Origin of the sequence: Actinacidiphila yanglinensis, assembly GCF_900107965.1 — a bacterium.
In the GTDB taxonomy this organism is placed as follows: Bacteria; Actinomycetota; Actinomycetes; order Streptomycetales; family Streptomycetaceae; genus Actinacidiphila; species Actinacidiphila yanglinensis.
Map to the genome: position 1 here is coordinate 154,108 of NZ_FNVU01000018.1, position 22,197 is coordinate 176,304.

A 22,197-nucleotide genomic window follows, 5' to 3' on the forward strand; every position below is an offset into this window, starting at 1 on the left:
ACACCAACTCCCCGAAGGACAGCGACAGTGACACCGAATCACCAGCACCGCCCGCGCGTTCTCGTCGTCGGTGCGGGGATCGCCGGTCTGGCCCTGGCGCACGCCCTGCGCGAGCAGGCGCTGGACGTCACGGTGGCGGAACGCGACACCCAGGTGCGCACCACCGGCGCCGGACTGTATCTGCCCGCCAACGCCGTACGCGCGCTGGACCGCCTGGGGCTGGGGGATGCGGTGGTCCCGCACGCGCACGCCATCGCCCGGCAGCGCCTGCTGGACCGTCGGGGGCGCGTGCTGTCCCAGTTCGCACTCGACGAGATATGGGGGACGGTCGGGGACTGCCTGTCGATCGGACGGCGGGAGCTGCACGAGGCGCTGCTCTCCTCGCTCGACCCTTCCCTCATCCGCCTGGGCAGCGCGGTCACGCAGGCCGACGCGGAGGGCAACGTCACCTTCGAGGACGGCTCCAGCGAACGGTACGACCTGGTGGTGGGCGCCGACGGCGTCAACTCGGTGGTGCGGCGCGGCGTGTTCGGCCGCACGGAGCCCAGGTTCCTCCAGCAGGTGTGCTGGCGCTTCATCGCCAGGTCCGCCGAAATCGGGCCGACCGCTGACTGGACGGTGCGGCTGGGGAGTGCCGGACGGACGCTCCTGACGATCCCGCTCGGCGGCGAACGGGTCTACGTCTACGCGGAGACCGCCGGCAGCACGCCGCAACCGCCCTCCGGCGACTGGCGGGCGCGCTTCGCCGACTTCACCGCTCCCGGCGCGGAACTCCTGGAACAGGGCGCCGACGCCTACTTCGCGCCCCTGACCGAGATCGACTCCTCGGACTGGACGCGCGGCCGCACCGTCCTCGTCGGCGACGCCGCCCACGCCTGCTCGCCCAGCATGGCGCAGGGCGGCGCCATGGCACTGGAGGACGCCGTCGTCCTCGCGGAGGTGCTCGGCCAGGCGCAGACGCAGGGAGTTGGGATCACCGGGGCGCTCGCCACCTACCAGGCCCGGCGTGCGGGGCGGATCAGGTGGGTGCTCGACCAGAACCACCGACGCGACAAGGCGCGCGGCCTCCCCACCCCGATCCGCGACCTCACCCTCCGGGTCGGCGGCCTGCGCCTCTTCCGCGCCAACCACGCACCCCTGCACGCGGAGCCCTGAGCCCAGGGGGGCGGATTCCGCCGGGTCCCACCGGGGTTCGCCGCCCGGACGGCGCGGCCCCGCGCACCGTTTCCCCGCCGCCCACGCATCCACGTCCATCCCGCACCACCGGCCACTCCCCCGCTCGCCAACGGGCTCTTCCTGCCGCCCGGTTCGGCTGCCGCTCGCGCCGAACCCTGGGCCGCCGCCGCGGCGCCGGGGGTGACGAGGGAGGATGCGCGGGTCACGTGGATTCCGCGGTTGCCGCGGAGGACATGGGCGACGCGGACGACGCGGACGGTTCGGCATGGGGAAGCAGGTGGGCGGGTGCTGGAGGTGATCGGGCTCGACTCGGGGCAGGAGGCGGCCTATTTCGTGCTCCTGGACGGTGCTCCGCTCCGGTGGGAGGAGCTGGTCGGTCGGAGCGGGCTGGAGCCGGAGGCCGCGCGGGGGGCGCTGACCCGGCTGGAGGAGCGGGGGTTGGTGGCGCGGCTGGCCGGGCAGCCGGCCCGGTGGACGACGCTGCCGCCGGAACACGCCATCGAGGTGCTGCTGCTGGCGCGCGAGCGGGACATCCGGCGGGTGCGCGGGCTGGCGCAGCGGCTGGGCGAGAAGCACCGCGCGGCCCGGATCGGCCAGGGGTCGGCCGCGCTGGTCGAGGTGATCAACGGTCCCGAGGCGGTGGCCCGTTGCGGGCAGCAGGTGTTCACCAGCGCCGCGCGGGAGGTACGGGGCATCGACGCGCCGCCGTACGCGCAGGCCGCCGACGGCACGTCGGTCAACTCCAGCGCCAACCTGGCCTCGCGCGGCGTGCGCAGCCGTTTCATCCACGGGCGGGAGAACCTGACCCTGCCCGGCACGATCAACCGGATCGAGCGGGACATCGCGCACGGCGAGGAGGTGCGGGTGCTGCCCAGGGCGCCGATGAAGCTCATCCTGGCGGACGACCAGGCGGGCCTGGTCCCGCTGGTGGCCACCCCGGAAGTGCTGGACTCTGCGATCCTGGTGCGCCCCTCGTCGCTGCTGGACGCGCTGTCGGAGCTGTTCGAGACGCTGTGGCAGCAGGCGCAGCCCTACATCCTGGACGACGCGGGGCCGTTGCCCGACGGTGACGGGCCGACATCGGACGAGCGCCGCATCCTGTCGCTGCTGGCGGTCGGGCTGTCGGACGAGGCGATCGCCCGCCAACTGGGCCTCGGGCTGCGGACGGTGCAGCGGCGGGTGCGGGCGCTGCTGGAACGGCTGGGCGCGTCGAGCCGCTTCCAGGCCGGGGTGCTGGCGGCCGACCGCGGGTGGTGGCGGCCGCGGGAGTGAGCTCCCGCGGCCGCCCGGTGCACCCGGCGGGCCCGGTTACGGGAGCGGGGCCAGCGTGAAGTCCGCTGTGACGCCACCTCCCTTGATCAGGGAGAGCGTGCGGGTGGCGGGCCGGTATCCGTCGGCGGCGGCGATCACGGTGAGCTTGCCGTCGGAGACCGGCCGCCACAGCCGGTAGCCGCCGTCGGCGCCCGTGATGAGAGTGGTGTCGCCGTTCTTGCTGTCCACCTCGACGACGGCGCCGGGCAGCGGCACGGTGCCACTTGCCGTCTGCCCGGTGATCGTGCCGGACAGCTCACCCCAGCCGGCCGGCGCGGTCACCGACATGGTCAGCGGCACGGTGAGCGACGCGTAGGGCGAGTCGCTGTCGACGACGAGGGCGGCGCGGTGGTCGCCGTAGTCGGCGGCGCCCATCGCGGTGGCGTCCAGGGTGATCTTGACGGTGGTGGAGGCACCGGCCTTGAGGGTGAGGGAGTTCGCGCTCTCCGACATCCAGGGCACGTCGGCGTGCGGCGCGTCCCAGCCGGGCAGTTGGAGTGCGCTGTCCATCGGGGCGCCGTTGGCGTCCTCACCGCCGAGCAGGTACCAGCCGGGCGCGGCCTGGCCGAGCAGTTGCGGCTGCGGCAGGCTCGCGAGGGTGTTCCAGGAGTCCGACCCGGGGTCGTACGCGTACGCCTGGCCGCTGATCTCGCCGGTCGCCTGGCTGGCGCCGCCCGCCACCAGCAGGTCGCCGTCGGCGGCGGTGCCGGCGGCCCCCCAGAACGCGGTGGGGGCGTCGGCGACCTGCTTCCAGGTGCCGGTGGCGGTGTCGAGGCGGTAGGTGTGCTGCGAGTCCGTGCCGGCTCCGTCGAGCGGCTCGTAGGAGCCGCCCGCGCAGGTCAGTACGGAGTCGACGGTGCCGCAGGCGGCGTAGGAGACGGGTTCGGGGTAGCGCGTGCCGGTGCTCCAGGTGTCGTCGGCGGGGTTGTAGACCTGCACGTCGGTGGTGCCGCAGCCGACGGAGAAGTCGCAGCCGCCGATGACGTACAGCCGGTCGCCGGCCACGCCGAACGCCGAACCGCCGTAGCCGAGGGGTGCGTCGGCGATCTGCGACCAGGTGTCGGTGACCGGGTCGTAGACCTCGCCGCCGCGGATGCCGTGGCCGGACTCGTCGCGTCCGCCGACGACGTAGAGCTTGCCGCGGATGAACCCGTAGGCGGGCGAGTCGCGTTTGGTGACCGGGGAGGCCAACTGCTTCCAGGTGCCGGTGGCCTGGTCGTAGGAGCGGAAGTCGGTGGTCCAGCGGCCGTCGGCGCCGACGCCCAGGCCCTCGTAGAGGACCCCGCCGTTCACCGCCGCCACACCGCCGAAGGAGGACGCGGGCAGGTTGGCGAGCGACTGCCAGCCCTGGGCCGAGGTGGCCGCGGCGGCGTGCGTGGTGAGGTCGGCGGTCGGTCCCTCGGGCCGTCCGCTGCCGCCGGGTTGGGCCGCCGCCGCGCCGGAGGACGCGGTCAGCGGGGTGATGTCGGTGTGCGCGGTGACGGCGGGCGCCGAGGAACTGCCCACCGAGGGCGACCCGTTCTGCTCGCCGAGGGAGAAGGTGACGGGTGAGCCGCCGGTGTTGGTGAGGGTGAGCTTGGCGGTGCGGCTGCTGCCCCAGGCCACGGAGGTCGACAGGGCGGTCTCGGCGGTCGCCAGCCGGGCCGGGTGGAGTGCGAAGTCGGCGGCCGTGGCGTGGTCCGCGGTGACGGTGGCCTTGGTGGTGGTGTCGGGGTAGCCGAAGGCCGGCAGTCCGGCGGTGACCGGCGGTTTGCCGGTCCGGTCGGTGTAGAGCCAGTAGACGCCGTCGCCGACCGCCGGGTCGCCGGGCGACGCGATGGTGCGGGCGGTGGCGGCGGGCGCGGCCGTGGGGTCGGCGCCGGCCGGGACGGTCAGGACCGCGCCGGTGACGCCGGCGCCGGTGTTGGCGTCGGTGACGCGGCCGGTCAGGAGGCCACCGTGCAGGGCGGTCAGCGCCCGGGTGCCGATGGCGACGTCGTCGATCTCCCAGATGCCGGTGAGGCTGCCGGTGAAGTGGAAGCGGACCTGGACGGACTTGTCGCCGGCGTAGGAGTCCAGCGGCACGCTCTGGTGCGAGGGGCCGGGAAGGATGTCCTCGTGGTGCCACACGGTGGTCCAGGTGCTGCCGCCGTCGGTGCTGACGTCGACGTCGGCGGTCGCGTCCGACAGCCGGTAGTCGGAGGGCAGCGCGGTCTCGAAGTCCAGCTCCGGGGTGTGTTCGGCGCTGAAGTCGTAGACAGGGCTGGTGAGTTCAGTGTCGACCGGGGCCCAGCCGTCGGCGAAGTCGTCGACGATCGCGAAGTGCCCGGCGCCGCCGGTGCGGTTGCCGCGGTTCAGCGGGTCGTCGAACTGCCAGCCGCCGGCCGGGGTGTTGTCCTTCACCGTCCAGCCCGCGGGAGTGGTCGCGGCGTCGAAGTGCTGCTGCCCGCCGCCGTGGTAGGAGATCGCGTAGCCGGCCGGCAGGGTGCCGGAGCTGTTCAGCGCGGGTTCGAGGTCGACGCCGCCGAGCGCGGTGGAGCCGACGTGGACCTGGTGGGTGAGCGGCTGGTAGCCGGGCTCCAGCGGGGTGACCTGGAGGGTGTAGTCCCGGTTCATCGGGACGGTGAGCCGGTAGGCGCCGGTGGCCGGATCGCTGAACGTCTGGCCGGGCACGCCGTCCACGGTGATGCGGGCGTAGACGCCCCAGGAGTGGGCGCTGTCCCCGATGGTGCCGGAGATCTGCTCGGCGGGCACGGCGGTGAGGCTCACGTCCTCGGTGAGGTCGGTCCCGTCGGGCAGGTCGAGGGTGCCCAGGTCACGGTCGGCGTAGCCGAAGGCGCCGGCGTGCGCGGCGTAGGAGCCGGCCGGGACGTCGATCCGGTAGGTGCCGTCGGAGCCGGTGGTGACCTGGTGGTCCCCGATGTCGACGGCGGCCCCGGACACCGGCTTCGCCGTGTCGGCGTCGGTGACGGTGCCGTGGACGGTGGCGTGCGGGCCGGGCCGGAAGGCGGTCAGGCCGTCGGGGGTGCCGAGACCGGTCGGTGCGTCGTACCCGGGCTCGGCCGCGCACAGGTAGGACGGGTCGCACTGCGGGGTGGTGCCGAAGCCGCAGCCCGAGGACGCGGGGCAACTGGCGTTGTCGCCGGTGGTCACGTCGTGCAGCGCCGAAGGCGTGTTGTACGGGTACGAGTTGGGGTAGGTACCGGCGACGGGCGTACCGGCCAGCGCGTAGGTGCCCGCGATGATCGGGGCGGAGGCGCTGGTGCCGCCGTACACGTTCCAGCCCTGGTCGGAGAAGCTGTTGTAGACGGCGACGCCGGTGGCGGGGTCGGCCACCGCGCTGACGTCGGCCACGGTCCGGCCGGGGCAGCCGGAGTCGGTCTGGAAGGCCGGCTTGGTCTCCACGCTGGAGCAGCCGGAGCCGGGCGCGCCCCAGTGCGGGATGCCGTCGGCGTCGGTGCCGGTGGAGTTCCACACCGACTCGGTCCAGCCACGGCTGCTGCCGTCGCGGGTGAGGCTGGTGCCGCCGACGGACGTCACGTAGGGGGACGCGGCCGGGTAGGTGACGCCGTAGCCGTCGTCGCCGGAGGAGAAGACCAGCGCGGTGCCCGGGTGGTCGAAGTACGCCTCGTCGATGGCCGGTTCGCTCGGGTCGTCGGTGTAGGCGCCGTAGGAGTTGGAGACGTAGCGGGCGCCCAGGGCGACGGCGGTGTTCTCGGCGGTGCCGAGGTCGTCGGTGTTGGCGCTGTCGGCCTCGACGAGCAGGATGTGGGCGTTCGGCGCGACGGCGGAGACCATGTCCAGGTCGAGCGAGATCTCACCGGCCCAACCCTCGTCGGCGGCCGGGTAGTTTGCGCCGCCGTGCTCGTCCACCTTGCGCAGGCAGCCGGACTCCGCGGTGCACGCGGGCAGCCCGAACTGCTGGCGGTAGACGGCCAGGTCGGCCTCGGCCGTCGGGTCGTCGTACGCGTCGACGATGGCGATGGTGGCGCCGGCGCCACCGTCGGCGGGCAGGCTGTAGGCGGACAGCAGGTCGGTCGGCGACAGCCCGGAGGGCGCGACCGCCTGCCCGTCGGTGTTGCGCTGGAGGCCCAGGGCCCGGTGGACGTCGGTGCGGCGCAGGCCGAAGCAGCTGAACGCGCCCGGTTTGGGCGTGCCGCACAGCGGTTCGGTGGCGGCCTTGCCGGAGGAGGTGGCGGCCTGGGAGGGTGCCTGGCTCGGCGACGGGCTCTGTGCCTGAGCGGAGGCCTGCGCGGGAGCCTGGGCGGGGGCGGCCCAGGCGTTGGCCGGTAGCAGCAGGGCGAGGCAGGCGAGCAATGCGGTGACGACACCGCGGGCGAGGAACGCCGCGCGAGGTCTGGGAGCGCTCCCAGACGGTCTCGGTGCAGGCGGGGGTATGGCGGGCAAGGGTCATCTCCGGGGGTGATGAGGCGGACGACCGCGGCGGCGGCCCGTGGTGCGGGACAGCTGCGATTCCCCTCAAGATCCCCAGCGGGGGCCCCGGGGTCAACGCACCGTCCTGGCGGCTTACCGCCGTGTCGGGTTCACGCCCGGTTTGACGCCGCGTCGGCTCGGCAGCCCGTTGATCCCCGCGTAACCCGCCTGTCACACCGCGGGGTTGCACCAGGGGCCGAGCAGGCGGGCGGGCGGAGTACGGGGTCGGGTTCGGGCCAGTCCTCGGCATGGCCCGAAGGCGCCCTTTCGCCCGGCACTGAGGGTGAACTAGCGTGAGCGACACGTTAGTTGCCTATGGCATCTAGTGCTGGAGGCAGCTACCCCACACGCCTCAGGTACCTCATCGGCACCTTCGGTACCCGGTTGGAGGAGAGTCCGCCATGGCCACAGCCGCGCACCCGTCCACCCCCCTGACCGTCCCCGCCGCCCGCGGGACCTGCCCCTTCGATCCCCCACCGGCGTATGAACAGGCCCGCGGCGACCAGGGGTTGACCCGGGTCCGGCTGTGGGACGGCTCGTCGTGCTGGATGGTCACCCGGCACGCGGACATCCGCTCGGTGCTGCGCGACCGCGTGTTCAGCGCCGACTCCTCCCGCGCCGGCTTCCCGTTCCTGTCGCCGGGCCGGCGGGCGCTGACCACCGACCGTCCCTCGTTCATCCGGATGGACGACCCGGAGCACGCCCGGCTGCGCCGCATGCTCACCGCGGACTTCATGATCCGCAAGGTGGCCTCGATGCACGAGGGGGTGCGGCACCTGGCCGACGAGCTGCTGGAGCGGATGGCGGCCGCGCCGGACCGGACCGCCGACCTGGTGGCGGAGTTCGCGCTGCCGCTCCCGTCGATGGTGATCTGCCTCCTGCTCGGCGTCCCCTACAGCGAGCACGCGTTCTTCCAGCGGTGCAGCAGCACCATGCTGCGGACCGACGCGAGCCCGGCCGAGGTCACCGCGGCCCAGCGCGAGATCCTCGACTTCCTGACCGCACTGGCCCGCGAGCGGCGGTCCGCCCCGGACGACGGCATCATCAGCCGGCTGGCCGCGGCGGGCGAACTCCCCGACGAGGAGATCGCGTCGATGGGCCGGCTGCTGCTGGTGGCCGGGCACGAGACCACCGCGAACATGACCTCGCTGTCGGTGCTGACCCTGCTGCGCGACCCCGAACAGGCCGACCGGCTGCGGGAGGCGGCCCGGCGGGACGCGGCCGGCGACGGCGACGCCCTCGACACCGCCGTCGAGGAACTGCTGCGCTACCTGACGGTCGTGCACAGCGGGACCGCGCGCGTCGCCGTCGAGGACGTCATGGTCGGCGGCACGCTGGTCCGCGCCGGCGAGGGCGTGCTGTGCATGCTCAACGCCGGGAACCGCGACGAGGACGCCTTCCCCGACGGCGGCCGGCTGGACCTGGAGCGGCCCGGCGCCCGGCGCCACCTGGCGTTCGGCTTCGGCATCCACCAGTGCCTGGGCCAGCCGCTGGCCCGGCTGGAACTGCGGGTGGCACTGCCCGCGGTACTGGACCGGCTGCCGGACATACGCCTGGCCGCGCCGTTCGAAAGCCTGCGCTTCCGGCACGAGATGGGCGTCTACGGCCTGCACGAACTGCCGGTCGCCTGGTGACCGCGCACCCCACTCCGATCCGGAAGGAGCATGCCATGCAGGTGCACGTCGACCAGGACCGGTGCTGCGGCTCGGGCATGTGCGTGCTGACCGCGGGCGCCGTGTTCGACCAGCGCGACGCGGACGGCATCGTGGTGCTGCTCGCCGAGCACCCGGCGAAGCAGGACTGGGACGACGTCCGCGAGGCGGAGTCGTCCTGCCCCTCGCAGGCGATCACGGTGGAGGAGGACCAGGCGGCCGGCTGACCCCGGTGCCGCCGCCCCGCACCTCTCCCGTCGTACGGCCGCGCCCGGGCCGGCAGGGCCCGCCTGCCGGGCCTGCCCCGGGCGCGGCCGGCCCCCGCGCGGAGGGGTGACCGCGGCCCGGAGGCAGGTCGTACGGCCGCTCCGGGGAGGGCCGCCCGAGCCGGCCGTCCCGCCATGGGGGCGCGGATCTGAGCCCTGTGCCGGCGGACCCGCGCCCCTGCCGACCTGGGAGATCGGCACGATCCGGGTGCCCACGCGGCGGTCCCGCGCATCACAGATTGCACAAAAGATGGCATCGGCGCTGACCGGGGGCGGCGCGGCAGCATAGTCTGCCGCCATGCTCAACACGCACCGCCTGCACATACTGGCCGCGGTGGACCAGGCGGGGAGCATCGCCGGGGCCGCGCGCGACCTGAAGCTCTCGCCGTCCGCGGTGTCGCACCAGCTGGCCCAGCTGGAGAAGGACGCCGGCGTCAGCCTCGTCGAGCGCAGCGCGCAGAGCCTGCGGCTCACCTACGCCGGGCGGCGCCTGTCGCTGCGCGGCCAGGAGGTCCTGGCGCTGCTGGACTCGGCCGAGAAGGACCTCCGGGCGCAGTCCCGGGCCGACTCCGGGTACCTGCGCATCGGCTTCTTCGCCTCCGCCGGCTACCAGTTGCTCCCCCAGTCGCTGTCGCGCTTCTCGCGCCGCTATCCCGCGGTCGAGCTGGAGCTGGTCGAGGGGCAGCCGCACGAGCTGGCGGACAGCGTCCAGCAGGGGGCGATCGACGCGCTGGTGGTCTTCGAGCACGGGCTCGACCCGTGGGTGCCGCCGGACGGCGTCGAGGTGAAGGAGCTGTTCCACGAGCCGCAGTTGCTGGTGGTCCCGGAGGGGCATCCGGCCGGCCGGCGCAGCCAGGTGCGGCTGGTGGAGCTGGCCGGGGAGCAGTGGGTCACCTCCTTCGGGACCGGCACGCCGGTGCTGTCCGTCCTCGAACGGGCCTGCGCGCTGGAGGGCTTCGTCCCCCGCATCCGCTGCCGCAGCGACCACTACGAGGTGATCGTGGGGCTGGTGCGGGCCGGTATGGGCATCGCGCTGGTGCCGAGCCTCGGCATCAACGACACCACCGGTGTCCAGACCAGCAGGGTGTCGGGGCCGCGGCTGTACCGGAAGATCGGGGTGGCCTGGCGGCCGGAGAACCCGAACCCGGTGCTGAGCAGCTTCACCGCCTACCTGGGCAGTGCGGCGTCGAACCTGCTCGCGACCGGGCGGCTGGGCGGGGTTCCGGTCAGCTGACCGCCGCCGCGATCCGCGCCCCCACCGCGCGCATCGCCTGCGTCATCGGGAACTCGCTGCCCGCGGCGGACCTGCCGAGCACGGCGTAGCAGACCTGCCGGGAACCGCGGACCACCCCGACGTCGCAGCGGATGCCCACGTCGACGCCGGTCTTGTTCGCCACCCACGGCGACGCGCGGGGAATGTCCGGGACCGAGGAGTCCTCGGGGTCGTGGGGGATGAGGGCGGGCACCATGCTCCGGTCGCTGCAGGCGGCCATCCAGCCGAGCACGACGCGCGCCCACGGCTCGTCCCCCGCGATGCGCTCCGCCAGCGCGGCCAGTTCGGCCGCGGTGCCGACGGCGAAGGTGTGCGGGTGCTGGGGCAGCCGCGGTTCGCGGATCCGGTCGAGCAGGCGGGTGCGGACCAGTCCGAGCGCCTCCGCGCCCTCGTTGATCCGGGCCAGGCCGACCCGGCGGATCAGGGCGTTGGTGGCGGTGTTGTCGCTGACCGCGGCGGTGAGCGTGGCGAGGTCGGCCACGGTCCAGCGCCGCGCCGACAGCCGGGTCAGCAGTCCCGAGCCGCCGCAGTAGTCCTCGTCGAGGAGGTCGACCGGCTCGTCGGCGTGCAGGTCTCCCCCGCCGAGGCCGCGGGCGACCTCGGCCAGCAGCAGGAGCTTGCCGACGCTGGCCAGCGGCAGCACCTCGTCCGGGCACTGCTCCAGCACTCCGGGGACGGCGACGGACAGCGTGCCGGGGAGCTCCGGCGGCAGGGCGCCGCTCAGCACGGGATCACCCGGCCAGGCCGCGCCGACGTCGTCTCGCCGTCCTCCACGACCACCTCGCCGGCCACCGCGACCAGCCGGACGCCGCTCGGGGCGAGCAGCGGTTCCGTGAACGTCGCGCGGTCGGCGATCACCGCCGGATCGAAGACCACCAGATCGGCGTGGCCGCCGTCGCGCAGCACCCCTCTTCCGGTGAGGCCGAAGCGTGCGGCGGTGGCGCCGGTCATCTTGTGCACGGCCTCCGGCAGTGCGAGCAGGCCGAGTTCGCGCCCGTAGTGCCCGAGCACGCGGGCGAACGTCCCGGCCCAGCGCGGATGCGGCAGTCCCGGCTTGGGCACGCCGTCCGAGCCGATCATCGCGAACGGTGCCGCGAGGACCCGCCGCACGTCGTCCTCCCGCATCGAGTGGCTGATGATCGTCACGTCCCCCTCCTCGGCCAGCAGCAGTTCGGCGACCACGTCGATCGCGTCGGCCCCGCGTGCGGAGGCGATGTCGGCGACGGTCCGGCCCTGCAGCTCGGGGTGCCGCGCCGCGCCGGCCACGGAGATGCGGTCCCAGCCGCCGTTGCCGACGGTGTTCTCCCATCCGGGCACGCCGTCCGCGATGGCGGCGCGCATCCGCTCCCGCTGCCCGGCGTCCCGCAGCCGCTCCAGCAGGCGCCGTGGACCGCCGTCGTGCGCCCACGGCGGCAGCATCGCCGCCAGGCCGGTGCTGCCGGCAGTGTACGGGTAGACGTCGCAGGTCACGTCCATCCCCTCGGCGCGCAGCGCGTGCAGGCGGGGCAGCGTCCGTTCGGTGCCGCCCCATCCGTCGCGGCCCGCGGTCTTGTGGTGCGAGACGTGCAGGGGGGCGCCGCTGTCGCGGGCGATCCGCACCGCCTCCTCCAGCGCCGCCTCGACACCGGACATCTCGTCGCGCAGGTGCGTCACGTACGGCTTGCGGTGGGCCGCCGCGACCGCGGCGAGGGCGGTGACCTCGGCGGTGTCCGCGTACGAACCGGGCGTGTAGATCAGGCCGGTGGACAGTCCCGCGGCGCCATCCGCGAGGGCCCGGTCCAGTACCTCGCACATGGCGGCGAGTTCGCCGGCCGTCGCGGCCCGCGCGTCGTGTCCGACCACCGATCCGCGCAGCGTGCCGTGCCCGACCAGCGAGGCCAGGTGGTTCGCGCGGCCGCCCTCCGCGTGGGCGCGGGCGAACGCCCCGAAGTCCGGGTACGGCGCGGGAAACGCGCTGCTGCCGCAGTTGCCGCAGATCTCGACGGTCACGCCCTGGAGCACGGCGCCGTGCGCGGCCGCGTCGCCGGTGCCGTCGAGCGTGGTCAGGTCGGAGTGGGTGTGCGCGTCGATGAAGCCGGGCGCCACGACGCAGCCGGGCAGGTCCAGGACGCGGTCCGCACGGACCGGGGCGTCGGGCGGCAGCACGCGGAGCCGGCCGCCGGTGACACCGACCTGGCCTGCCGTCAGGGGCGCGCCGGTGCCGTCGGCGAGGTCGGCGCCCCGGATCAGCAGGGAGAAGCGGGGCCCGCTCATCGCGCCACGGAGCGGTCGGCGCGGGCCGCGGCCGTACCGGCGGGCGGCGTCAGGGGGCCGGCGAACGCCCGGTCCGGGTCCGGCCGGTGGACACCGGACACGGCGGATGGCTGGTTCATGGGCCTCCTCGCTCGGGCTCCGTCGCCGGAGTGGGGACCAGCGTGCCGTGCGGGCGTGGTCCCGGCAGCGGAGCGTCGAAAACCTCGGCGCTCACCGTTCACTTCGTTTTCGGCGGGCGCTTCCGTCCGCGTCAGCGGCAACGATGTCGCCCCACCGGGCAAGGACACCAGCCCCCTTCACCCGGTGGATCCCGTGGGCGACCCCGGCCGGAACCCCGTGCAGACCGCGCGGACCCCCCGTGCCGGATGTCGCGGCCGGTCGCGGGTCGGAGCGAACCAAGCCCGTGGAAGCGCGACAGAGCCCGCCGAAGACCGACCCAGCCCGCCCAGAAGCGAAGACGCCCGGCGAGCACCGACGAGGAGGAGTGCCCATGACCGTGGCCGAGGAGGCCGACGGCAGCCGGCCGGCCCGCAGCTCCGGCGACCGGCCGTCCCCCATCACCCCCGAGGAGGTGGCGGCGGAACCCGGAGCGCCGTCCTGGCCCGCCGTGGCCGGCGCCGAGACCTGGTGGCTCGCACCCGACCCGGCCACGGCCACCGTGCGGCTGCTGCGCCGCGCCGAACCGGGCGGGGCCGCGGATCCGGTCCTCGGGCCCAACTGGTCCGTCGGGAGCCGCGCGATCGGTTACGGCGGCCGCCCCTACCTCGTCGTGCCACGCGGCCGGACCCACCTCCTCGTCTTCTGTCACGCACCCGACCAGCGGCTGTACGGCACCCCCGTGCCGCCGCCGGGCGAGGCCGGCGGGGTCCCCGCCGCCAAGCCCACGCCCCTCACCCGCGCCGACCCGCCCGGGATCAGGACCACCTACGCCGACCCGGTGCTGGGCCCCGGCGGCCGCGAGGTCTGGTGCATCCGGGAGACCACCCGCGTGGACGGAGGCGGGGAGCGCACCGACCCCGCGCCGCGCACCGTACGCGACATCGTCGCCGTACCGCTGTCCGGCGCGGCGGCCGAGGACCCGGACGCCGTACGGGTCGTGGCGAGGTCCCACCACTTCCTGTCCGGGCTGCGGGTGAGCCCGGACGAGCGGCACCTGGCGTGGATCGGCTGGAACCACCCCGACATGCCGTGGGACACCAGCGACCTGATGGTGGCCCGGGTGGAGGACGGCCGGGCGGTGGAGTCGGTACGGGTCCTCGGCGGGCCGGGCGTCTCCGTGCCGCAGGCCGAATGGGCCGGGCCGGGCGCCCTCTACGCCATGGCCGACCCCGACGGCTGGTGGAACCTGCACCGGGTCGATCTGGCGGCCGGCGGCACGGTGCGCAGCACCTGCGTGCTGCGCACCGACACCGAGTGCGCGCACCCGGTCTGGCGGGTGGGGGCGACCTCGTTCGCGGTCACCGACGCCGGCGTGGTCTTCGCGCAGGGCGGCGCGGAGCAGTCCCTGGTGGTGTGGGATCCGGCGAACGGTTCCGTGACGCCGATCGCCGAGGGGTGGACCGAGTTCGGGATCGGGCTGCGCGGCGACGCCCGTTCGGTGGCCGTCGTGGCGGCGAGCCCGACCGAGCCCGCGACCCCGCTGCGCATCACCCTCTCCTCCCCGAACCTCCCGGCACCGCCGGCGCTCCTGCGCTGCGTCCCCCCGGCCGAGGAGCCGCACCGGCGGTGGCTGTCCGTGCCCCGGCGCCGCAGCGTGACCGTCGCGGGCGGCTGGGAGGTGCCCTATGCCTACTACCCGCCGTCCGGCCCGGACCGCGGTCCGGCCGGCGCCCCTCCGCCGCTGCTGATCGACGTGCACGGCGGCCCGACCAACCGCACCAGCGCCACCCGCAGCCTGTCGTTGTCGCTCTTCACCAGCCGCGGGTACGCGGTGGCGTCGGTCGACCACGGCGGATCGACCGGCTACGGGCGGGCGTACCGCGACCGGTTGCGGCACGCGTGGGGCGTGGTGGACGTCGAGGACAGCGTCGCCGTGGCCCGGTCCCTGGCAGCCGAGGGACTCGCCGACCCCGAACGCACCGCCATCCGCGGCGGGTCGGCGGGCGGCTGGACCGCGCTGGCCGCCCTCGCGCACAGCGACACCTTCTGCTGCGGCACCGTCTACTACCCGATCACCGACCCGCTGACCTGGTCGTACGCTGAGACCCACGACTTCGAGAGCCGCTACATCGCCTCGCTGGTGGGCCCGTTGCCGCAGGACGAGGAGCGGCACCGCCGCGTGTCGCCGCTGGCCAACGCGGCGGGCATCACGGCACCGTACGTGATGTTCCAGGGCCTGGACGATCCGATCTGCCGTCCGGACCAGGCCCGCCGGATGGTCGCGGCGGTCGACGCGGCCCACGGGCCGGGCCGCTGCGTGCGGTACCTGGAGTTCCCGGGCGAGGGCCACGGATTCCGCCGCCCGGCCACCAAGCTCGCCTGCCTGCGGGCCGAGCTCGACCTCTACGCCCGGGTGATGAGCCCGGACTGAAGGCATCGAAGTCTTCGATGCTCAGGGACGCAAGCGCGCACGGGGCCTTGCCGTCCCGCGGATGAACGCCAGTCTTCTAACACCTCAGCTTCAGGTGATCGCGAGGCGCCGTGACGCCGCTGGATGCCGCACCGGCCTCCGCGGCGCGGTTCCTGGTCACGCCCGCCCACAAGGCCGGCAACGCCTCCCCGAGCAGCAACCCCCCGACGCCGGCGTCGACATCGCCGTCCACGTGGCCGGAACCGGCACGGACGCCGGCCCGCGGCACCCGATCCCCTGACGATCCTTTCCGATCCTTCCCGATTCCTCCCGATCCCCCGCCCCTCCGATCCCCTGATCCCTCACCCCGGCTCCGAGCCCGCACCCGGTCCGGCACCGTCCCCCGCTCTCCCACCTTCGGACCTTCGGAGAACCCCATGGTTTTGCGCCAACGCCCCAGACTGCTCGCGGCGCCGGCCGCGGCGGCCGCCTGCGCCCTCCTCCTGCTCGGCCCGGCCGGGCTCGCGACCTCCGCGGCGGCAGCCACCCCGAGCAGTACCTCCGGCAAGACGCTGCGCGTCGCGATGGACAGCTCGGGGGTGGACACCCTCAACCCGTTCACGGCCTACTTCAACGGCTCCTACGACATCTTCGGCGCCATCTACCCGACGCTCACGGTGATCGGTCAGGACGGCCGGCCCAACCCCTACCTGGCCACGTCCTGGTCCATGTCGTCCGACCACCTCACCTGGACCTTCAAGATCCGCAAGGGGCTGAAGTGGAGTGACGGCCAGCCGCTCACCGCGGCGGACGCCGCCTGGACCCTCAACCTGATCATGACCAACGAGGTCGCGGGCACCGCCAACGGGACGCTGGTGTCGAACTTCTCGTCGGTCACCGCGCCCGATCCCACCACGCTGGTGATCCGGACGAAGCAGCCGCAGTCGAACCTCACCTACATCAGCACCCCGGTCTACAGCATCCCGATCGTGCCCGAGCACATCTGGAAGTCGCACGTGGCCGACCTCAAGAACTACAAGAACGACTCCTTCCCGGTGGTCGGTTACGGCCCCTGGCAGCTCACCGGCTACAAGACCGACCAGTACGCGACACTCGACGCCAACAAGTCCTTCGTCCTCGGCGCGCCCAAGTACGACCACCTCATCGAGCAGCTCTACAAGAACAGCGACAGCGCGGTCGCGGCCCTGCGGTCCGGCCAGCTCGACTACATCGAAGGCGTCAACGCCACCGAGTACTCGTCGCTGAAGCACGCCTCGGGCGTCACCACCACCCAGTCGGCGGGCAACGGCTGGACCGGGCTGGAGCTCAACCCCGGCGCGAAGACCCGCAGCGGCAAGTCGATCGGCACCGGCAACCCGGCCCTCACCGACCCGACGCTGCGCCGGGCGATCGCCCTGAGCATCGACAAGCAGACGCTGGTCACGAAGGTCATCGACGGCTACGGATCGGTCGGCCAGGGATACCTGCCGCCGGCCTGGCCGGAATGGGTGTGGAAGCCGTCGGCCGGCGAGGAGCAGACCTACGACCCCGCCAAGGCCAACCAGCTGCTGGACCAGGCCGGTTACAAGCGCGGCGCGAACGGCATCCGGATCAACCCCAAGAACGGCAAGCCGCTGGCCCTGAGGCTCGGCATCCACTCCGACGACTCCTACGACGCCGCGATCTCGCCCTACGTGGCGGGCTGGCTGAAGGCCATCGGCGTCAAGGTGGAGATCGACCCGATGAGCATGACCGCCCTCAACAGCGACCTGGGCAAGGGCGACTGGGACATGCTGATGGACGCGTGGACGAACGGGCCGGACCCGACGTACATGCTCGGCATCCAGAGCTGCACGACCCTCCCCGACGACCAGGGCAACGGCGGCAACACCGACGCCTTCTTCTGCAACCCGGCGTACGAGAAGCTGCTCTCCCAGCAGCAGACGCAGTTCGTCCCGGCGCAGCGGGCCAAGACCGTCGACCAGATGGAGAAGATCCTCTACGACGCCGACGTCGACCTGATGTTCTACAACAAGACCATGCTGACCGCGACCTCCTCCAAGGTCACCGGCATGAACACGGGCACGCCGGACGCGAAGGACGTGTACCCCGCGCAGAGTTCCTTCTGGAGCTACCTGAAGGCGACCCCGAAGGCCGGCGACAGCGGCTCGTCCTCCAGCAACGTGGGCCTGTGGGTGGGCATCGCCGCCGCGGTCGTCGTGGTCGGAGCGGGCGTGACCGTGGTCCGGCGCAGGTCGGGGGCGGACGACCGTGAGTAGCCCCGCCACCGTCGCCGGACCGGCGCTCGAACCGCCCGCCGCCGCCACCCGGCGGCCCCGTACCGCGCGGATGCCCTGGGCCCGCTACGTGGCCGGCAAGCTCGCGGCCGCCGTCGTCAGCTTCGCCGTCACCCTGGTCATCGGCTTCGTGCTGTTCAACATGATGCCCTCCGACCCGGTCCGCACCATGACCCGCGGCCGGCCGGTCAGCCAGGCCGAACTCGTCCGGCTGCGCGTCCAGCTCGGCCTGGACAAGCCGGTATGGCAGCGGTTCCTGGACTTCGTCAACGACACCCTGCACGGCCGCCTCGGCTACTCCTGGGAGTACCAGCGGTCGGTGGCGTCGCTGACGATGAGCCGGATCGGTCCGACCCTGCTGCTGATGGGCACGTCGTTCGTCATCTCGGTGCTCCTCGGCCTGTGGCTGGGCCAGCGCAGCGGCTGGCGGGCGGGCAGCCTGTTCGACCGGATCACGTCGTCGACCGCGCTCACACTGTGGTCGGTGCCGACCTTCTGGCTCGGCATGATCCTGCTGATGGTGTGCAGCGTCGGGATCGGGCCCATCCACGGGTTCCTGCCGGCCGGCGGCATGAGCGACCCGTCGCTGCCGCAGAGCGGCTTGAGGCACTACGTGGACGTCGCCCGGCACCTCGTCCTGCCGGCGCTGACCATGATCCTGGTCGTCTACGCCCAGTACGTGACGATCATGCGGTCCTCGATCATCGAGGAGATCGGCAGCCCCTATCTCCTGACCGCCCGGGCGAAGGGGCTGACCGACGACAACGTGCGGCGGCGGCACGCGGTGCCGAACGCCCTGCTGCCCTCGGTGACCATGATCTTCATGCACCTCGGCACTCTGATCAGCGGGGCCGTCACCGTCGAGGCGGTCTTCTCCTGGCCCGGTCTCGGCGACCTCACCTACGAGGCACTGAAAATCCCCGACCTGCCGCTGTTGCAGGGCACCTTCATCGTCTTCAGCGCGAGTGTGATCCTCATGAATCTCCTGGCGGACCTCGCCTACCGGTTCCTCGACCCGCGGGTGCGCGCCCAGTGAGCGCCGCGCAGGTCCTCAGCTCCCAGGAGGTCGCGGCCGCCGTCCCGGCGAGGTTCGCCGGGGTGCGCCGCTTCGCCCGAGCCTTCCGGCACCGCCCCTCCGGTGTCGCCGGCCTCGCCGTGCTCCTGCTGTTCTCCCTGCTCGCCCTGGTCGCGCCGCTGTTCATCGGCCAGGACCAGCTCGACGTCACCAAGGTCGACGGCCCGCTGCTGTCCGCGCCCAGCGGGCACTACCCGCTGGGCACCGACCAGGCGGGCCGCAACGTGCTGCTCCTGCTGATCTGGGGCTCGCGCGAGTCGCTGCGGATCGGCATCATCGCGACCGCGCTGACCGTCGTCATCGGCGCCGGGATCGGCATCGTCGCCGGCCACTACGGCGGCTGGGTCGGCCGCGCGCTGATGCACGTGACCGACTGGTTCATCGCCCTGCCGAGCCTGCCGCTGGCCATCTCGCTGGCGGCGGTGCTGGGCCAGGGCGAGACGTCGATCACCATCGCGATCGCCGCGACGTCCTGGACCGCGACCGCCCGGCTGGTGCGGGCGCAGACGCTGGCCGTCGAGGCGCGCCCGTTCGTCGAGCGGGCCCGGGCGCTGGGCGCGGGCGACTGGCAGATCATGGTGCGCCAGGTGCTCCCGAACGTGACGCCGCTGATCCTGGTGTCCAGCACCCTGACCGTCGCCGGCGCGCTGCTGTCCGAGGCGACGCTCACCTTCCTGGGACTGGGCAACCCCGCCAGCATCACCTGGGGCGAGATGCTCAACAACGCCTTCTTCAACGGGGCGTTCACCGCCGACGCCTGGTGGTACCTGCTGCCTCCCGGCCTGGCGATCCTCGTGGTGGTGCTGGGCTTCACGCTCACCGGCCGCGCGGTGGAACACGTGCTCGACCCGCGGACGGAGGACAGGAGTTGACCACCGAGGCTCCCGGCGCGGCCGGGAAGACGACGACCGAGGACACCCCGCTGCTGGAGGTCCGCGACCTCCATGTCACCTACCGCCAGGGGGGCAACGACGTCCCCGCCGTGCGGGGGGTCGACTTCACCCTCGCCCCCGGCGACACCCTGGGCATCGCGGGCGAGTCCGGATGCGGCAAGTCCACGATGGCGCTCAGCCTGCTCCGGTTGCAGGACCGCGGGGCCAGGGTCGAGGGCGAGGTGCTCTTCCGGGGCGAGAACCTGCTGACCACCGCCTGGTCGCGGCTGCGGGCGGTGCGCTGGGCCGGCGCGTCGGTGGTGTTCCAGGGCGCGATGAGCGCGCTGAACCCCGTACGCACCGTGCTGGACCAGATCGTGGAGCCGATCGTGCTGCACGACAAGGTCCGGGTGTCCGAGGCCGAACGCCGCGCCACCGAACTGCTGGACAGCGTCGGCATCCCCGCGCGGCGGGTCCGCGGCTACCCGCACGAGTTCTCCGGCGGGCAGCGGCAGCGGGTGATGATCGCCATGGCCCTGGCCTGCCGCCCGGACCTGATCATCGCCGACGAACCCACCACGGCGCTGGACGTCATGGTCCAGGCCCAGATCCTGGAACTGCTCGCGGAGTCCGTCCGCGAGTCCCGGATCGCGGTCATGATGATCACCCACGACCTCTCGCTGCTGGCCCACACCTGCGACCGGCTGGCGGTGATGTACGCCGGGCGGATCGTCGAGCTCGGCCCGTCCCGCCAGGTGCTCCAGGCGCCCGAACACCCCTACACCCGTGCGCTGTCGCGGGCGTTCCCCACCATCGGCGACCCGGCCTCGCGCCGCGCGCCGGCCGGCCTGGCCGGCGACCCGCCCCGGCCGTCGCGGACCAGCGTGGGCTGCGACTTCGCGGACCGCTGCCCCGACGTGCTGCCGGTCTGCCGCACCGGGGAGATGCAGCTGTGGCCCGCCGGGCCCGGCCGATCCGCGGCGTGCGTGCGCGCGCTGCCCGACCAGGGAGGTACGCCGTGACCGGCCGACCGGACGAGTCATCCACCGCGCTGGAGGTCCGCGACCTGTCGGTGGTCTACCCCGCCGCGCGCGGCCGCGGCCCGGCCCGCGCGGTCGACGGCGTCAACCTCCGCATCGGCAAGGGCGAGATCGTCGCGCTGATCGGCGAGTCGGGGTGCGGCAAGTCCACCTTGGCCCGCACCCTGGTCGGCCTGGTCCGGCCGACCGGCGGCGAGGTGCTGCACGAGGGCACCGCACTGGACTACTCCGCGCGGGGACTCAAACGCTACCGGCGCCACACCCAGCTGGTGCTGCAGGACCCCGGCGGGGCCCTGAACCCGAAGCAGAACGTCTACGACGCGGTCGCCCTGGGCCCGCGCCTGCACGGACTGACCGAGGACCTGCCGCTCACCGTGCACGACGCGCTCGCCAGGGCCGGACTGCGGCCACCGGAGCAGTACTTCGACCGGTACCCGCACGAGCTGTCCGGCGGTCAGCAGCAACGTGTCGTCATCGCGGGCGTGCTGGCCCTCAATCCGTCGGTCATCGTCGCCGACGAGCCGGTGGCGTCGCTGGACGCCTCGGTGCGCGGGGAGATCCTGAAGCTGATCCTGCGGCTGCGGGACGACCTCGGGCTGTCGGCGCTCGTGGTGAGCCACGACCTCGGCCTGGCCTGGAACATCGCCGACCGGGTGGCGGTGATGTACCTGGGCCGGGTGGTCGAGCAGGGCACCGTCGAGGAGGTGCTGCTGCGGCCGCAGCACCCCTACACCCGGGCGCTGCTCTCCGTGGTGCCGACCGGCGCCGACGACTGGCGCCCCACCCTGCTGGCCGGTGAGCCCCCGGACCCGACGGCGATCCCGGCCGGCTGCCGCTTCCATCCGCGCTGCGGCCGCTGGGCCGACGCGGATCCGGACACACGCGCCGCGGGCGCCTGCGACCGGCGCACCCTTCCCGTACTGGCACCGGACACCTCCGGTGCGGCGTGCCACCTTCTCACCTCGTCACACCTGGAGAACGCATGAGTCTGCTGCGCCCGCCCGCCCTGCGGGCCGGTGACACCGTCGCCGTGATCTGCGCCAGCTCACCCGTCGACGACCAGGAGCACCTGGAGTCGGGCCTGGCCGCGATGCGGTCGGTGGGGCTGGTCCCCGAGGTGTTCGGCTCGGCCCGCGACGCCGGGAGCATCTACGACTACCTCGCCGGCGACGACCGGCTGCGCGCCGCCGACCTGACCCGCGCCCTGTCCGACCCCGCCTACGCCGGCGTGTTCATGGCCTGCGGCGGCTACGGGTCCCAGCGCACGCTGGAGTTGGTGGACTGGAGCCGGATCGACCCCGCGCGCCCGAAGGTCCTCGTCGGCTACTCCGACGTGACCGCGCTGCTGGAGGCGCTGGCCGTCAAGCTGGGCTGGGTCTCGCTGTTCGGCCCGATGGTGGCGTGCGGCGGTTTCTGGGAGGGCCCGCAGGAGTACGACTTCACGCAGCTGATGAAGCTGCTGTACACGCCGTCCGAGGTCAAGGAGCTGAGCTTCCCGGGGGCCCGGACGCTGGTCCCCGGCATCGCGGAGGGCATGACCCTCGGGGGCACGGCGACCCTGATCGCGGCCGGCCTCGGTACGGACACCTCCCACCCGGCCAAGGACGCCATCCTGTTCCTGGAGGACGTCGACGAACTGCCGTTCCGGCTGGACCGGATCGTCACCCAGATCCGGCGCGCGACGTCCTACCTCGACGGGGTGGCCGGCATCATCCTCGGCACCTTCACCGAGTGCGGCGACCCCGCGCACGTCGACCGGATGCTCGCCGAGCGCTTCGGCGACCTCGGTGTCCCGGTGCTGGCCGGGGTGAACATCGGCCACAACACGCGGATGCAGACGTACCCGGTCGGCGTGCGGGCCCGCCTGGACGCCGACGGGGCCCGGCTGACGTTCCTGGACCAGGTGCTCACGGACCCGGAGGAGTGAGGGCCGTGTAGTGCGGCTCCGCCCGGGGCCGACACGCGCAGCCGCCGCCCGGCACATGGTCCGGGCGGCGGCTGCGTGGGTGTTGCGGCCGGGGAGTTGCGGCTACGGAGGGGCCGCGGCCGGCGAAGGGCGC

General features: G+C 73.6%; 16 protein-coding genes. 12 read left to right on the forward strand and 4 right to left on the reverse strand.

The window, feature by feature from the left end; genetic code table 11:
• Positions 1-27 precede the first annotated feature (27 nt).
• Positions 28-1,155, forward strand: a complete 1,128-nt coding sequence (locus C4U44_RS31220) for an FAD-dependent oxidoreductase (RefSeq protein ID WP_160145151.1) — start codon at positions 28-30, stop codon at positions 1,153-1,155.
• A 306-nt stretch (positions 1,156-1,461) separates the two neighbouring features.
• A complete protein-coding gene (locus C4U44_RS31225; protein ID WP_103889410.1) occupies positions 1,462-2,448 on the forward strand; it encodes a LuxR C-terminal-related transcriptional regulator in 987 nt (328 codons plus the stop codon).
• A gap of 36 nt (positions 2,449-2,484) precedes the next feature.
• On the opposite strand, the gene C4U44_RS31230 is transcribed toward C4U44_RS31225, so the two are convergent.
• Positions 2,485-6,783 carry a carboxypeptidase regulatory-like domain-containing protein gene (locus C4U44_RS31230; protein ID WP_200823468.1) on the reverse strand — a complete coding sequence of 1,433 codons (4,299 nt, stop codon included), beginning with the start codon at positions 6,781-6,783 and terminating at the stop codon, positions 2,485-2,487.
• A gap of 518 nt (positions 6,784-7,301) precedes the next feature.
• On the opposite strand from C4U44_RS31230, the gene C4U44_RS31235 reads away from it, so the two are divergent.
• From C4U44_RS31235 to C4U44_RS31245, 3 genes are all read left to right on the forward strand, one after another.
• Positions 7,302-8,534, forward strand: coding sequence for a cytochrome P450 (locus C4U44_RS31235; protein WP_103889412.1), 1,233 nt, complete (start codon positions 7,302-7,304; stop codon positions 8,532-8,534).
• Between the two features lie 35 nt (positions 8,535-8,569).
• On the forward strand, positions 8,570-8,779 hold the full coding sequence (locus tag C4U44_RS31240; protein ID WP_103889413.1) for a ferredoxin: 210 nt from the start codon (positions 8,570-8,572) through the stop codon (positions 8,777-8,779).
• 337 nt (positions 8,780-9,116) lie between these two features.
• A complete protein-coding gene (locus C4U44_RS31245) occupies positions 9,117-10,052 on the forward strand; it encodes a LysR family transcriptional regulator (RefSeq protein WP_103889414.1) in 936 nt (311 codons plus the stop codon).
• Here C4U44_RS31245 and C4U44_RS31250 read toward each other — a convergent pair.
• From C4U44_RS31250 to C4U44_RS43335, 3 genes are read right to left on the reverse strand one after another with little or no spacing between them, the layout of a single operon-like run.
• Positions 10,045-10,818: a serine hydrolase gene (locus tag C4U44_RS31250; RefSeq protein ID WP_103889415.1), complete on the reverse strand. Its 774-nt coding sequence runs from the start codon at positions 10,816-10,818 to the stop codon at positions 10,045-10,047. The two genes, C4U44_RS31245 and C4U44_RS31250, sit on opposite strands and share 8 nt — an antisense overlap.
• The gene (locus C4U44_RS31255) at positions 10,812-12,344 is read right to left on the reverse strand and encodes an N-acyl-D-amino-acid deacylase family protein (protein WP_103889416.1); all 1,533 of its coding nucleotides are present in this window, start codon (positions 12,342-12,344) and stop codon (positions 10,812-10,814) included. Before C4U44_RS31255 ends, C4U44_RS31250 begins: the two co-directional genes overlap by 7 nt.
• Entirely contained in the window at positions 12,341-12,463 is a 123-nt protein-coding gene (locus C4U44_RS43335; RefSeq protein ID WP_265737354.1) for a hypothetical protein, read from the reverse strand. The genes C4U44_RS31255 and C4U44_RS43335 overlap by 4 nt, the downstream gene beginning before the upstream one ends.
• Before the next feature lie 371 nt (positions 12,464-12,834).
• Between C4U44_RS43335 and C4U44_RS31260 the strand changes: the two genes are divergently transcribed.
• From C4U44_RS31260 to C4U44_RS31290, 7 genes are all read left to right on the forward strand, one after another.
• Positions 12,835-14,874, forward strand: a complete 2,040-nt coding sequence (locus C4U44_RS31260; protein WP_103889417.1) for a S9 family peptidase — start codon at positions 12,835-12,837, stop codon at positions 14,872-14,874.
• A 416-nt stretch (positions 14,875-15,290) separates the two neighbouring features.
• On the forward strand, positions 15,291-17,132 hold the full coding sequence (locus tag C4U44_RS31270; RefSeq protein ID WP_103889419.1) for an ABC transporter substrate-binding protein: 1,842 nt from the start codon (positions 15,291-15,293) through the stop codon (positions 17,130-17,132).
• Positions 17,125-18,186: an ABC transporter permease gene (locus C4U44_RS31275; protein ID WP_235032477.1), complete on the forward strand. Its 1,062-nt coding sequence runs from the start codon at positions 17,125-17,127 to the stop codon at positions 18,184-18,186. Before C4U44_RS31270 ends, C4U44_RS31275 begins: the two co-directional genes overlap by 8 nt.
• Positions 18,183-19,097 (forward strand): ABC transporter permease, encoded by a 915-nt coding sequence (locus C4U44_RS31280; RefSeq protein ID WP_103889420.1) that lies wholly within the window; start codon positions 18,183-18,185, stop codon positions 19,095-19,097. Before C4U44_RS31275 ends, C4U44_RS31280 begins: the two co-directional genes overlap by 4 nt.
• Entirely contained in the window at positions 19,094-20,119 is a 1,026-nt protein-coding gene (locus C4U44_RS42890) for an ABC transporter ATP-binding protein (RefSeq protein WP_235032478.1), read from the forward strand. The genes C4U44_RS31280 and C4U44_RS42890 overlap by 4 nt, the downstream gene beginning before the upstream one ends.
• Complete coding sequence (locus C4U44_RS42895; protein ID WP_407642916.1) at positions 20,116-21,123, forward strand: ABC transporter ATP-binding protein; 1,008 nt, start codon at positions 20,116-20,118, stop codon at positions 21,121-21,123. Before C4U44_RS42890 ends, C4U44_RS42895 begins: the two co-directional genes overlap by 4 nt.
• Positions 21,120-22,064 carry a S66 peptidase family protein gene (locus C4U44_RS31290; RefSeq protein WP_103889421.1) on the forward strand — a complete coding sequence of 315 codons (945 nt, stop codon included), beginning with the start codon at positions 21,120-21,122 and terminating at the stop codon, positions 22,062-22,064. The genes C4U44_RS42895 and C4U44_RS31290 overlap by 4 nt, the downstream gene beginning before the upstream one ends.
• Positions 22,065-22,197: the final 133 nt, after the last annotated feature.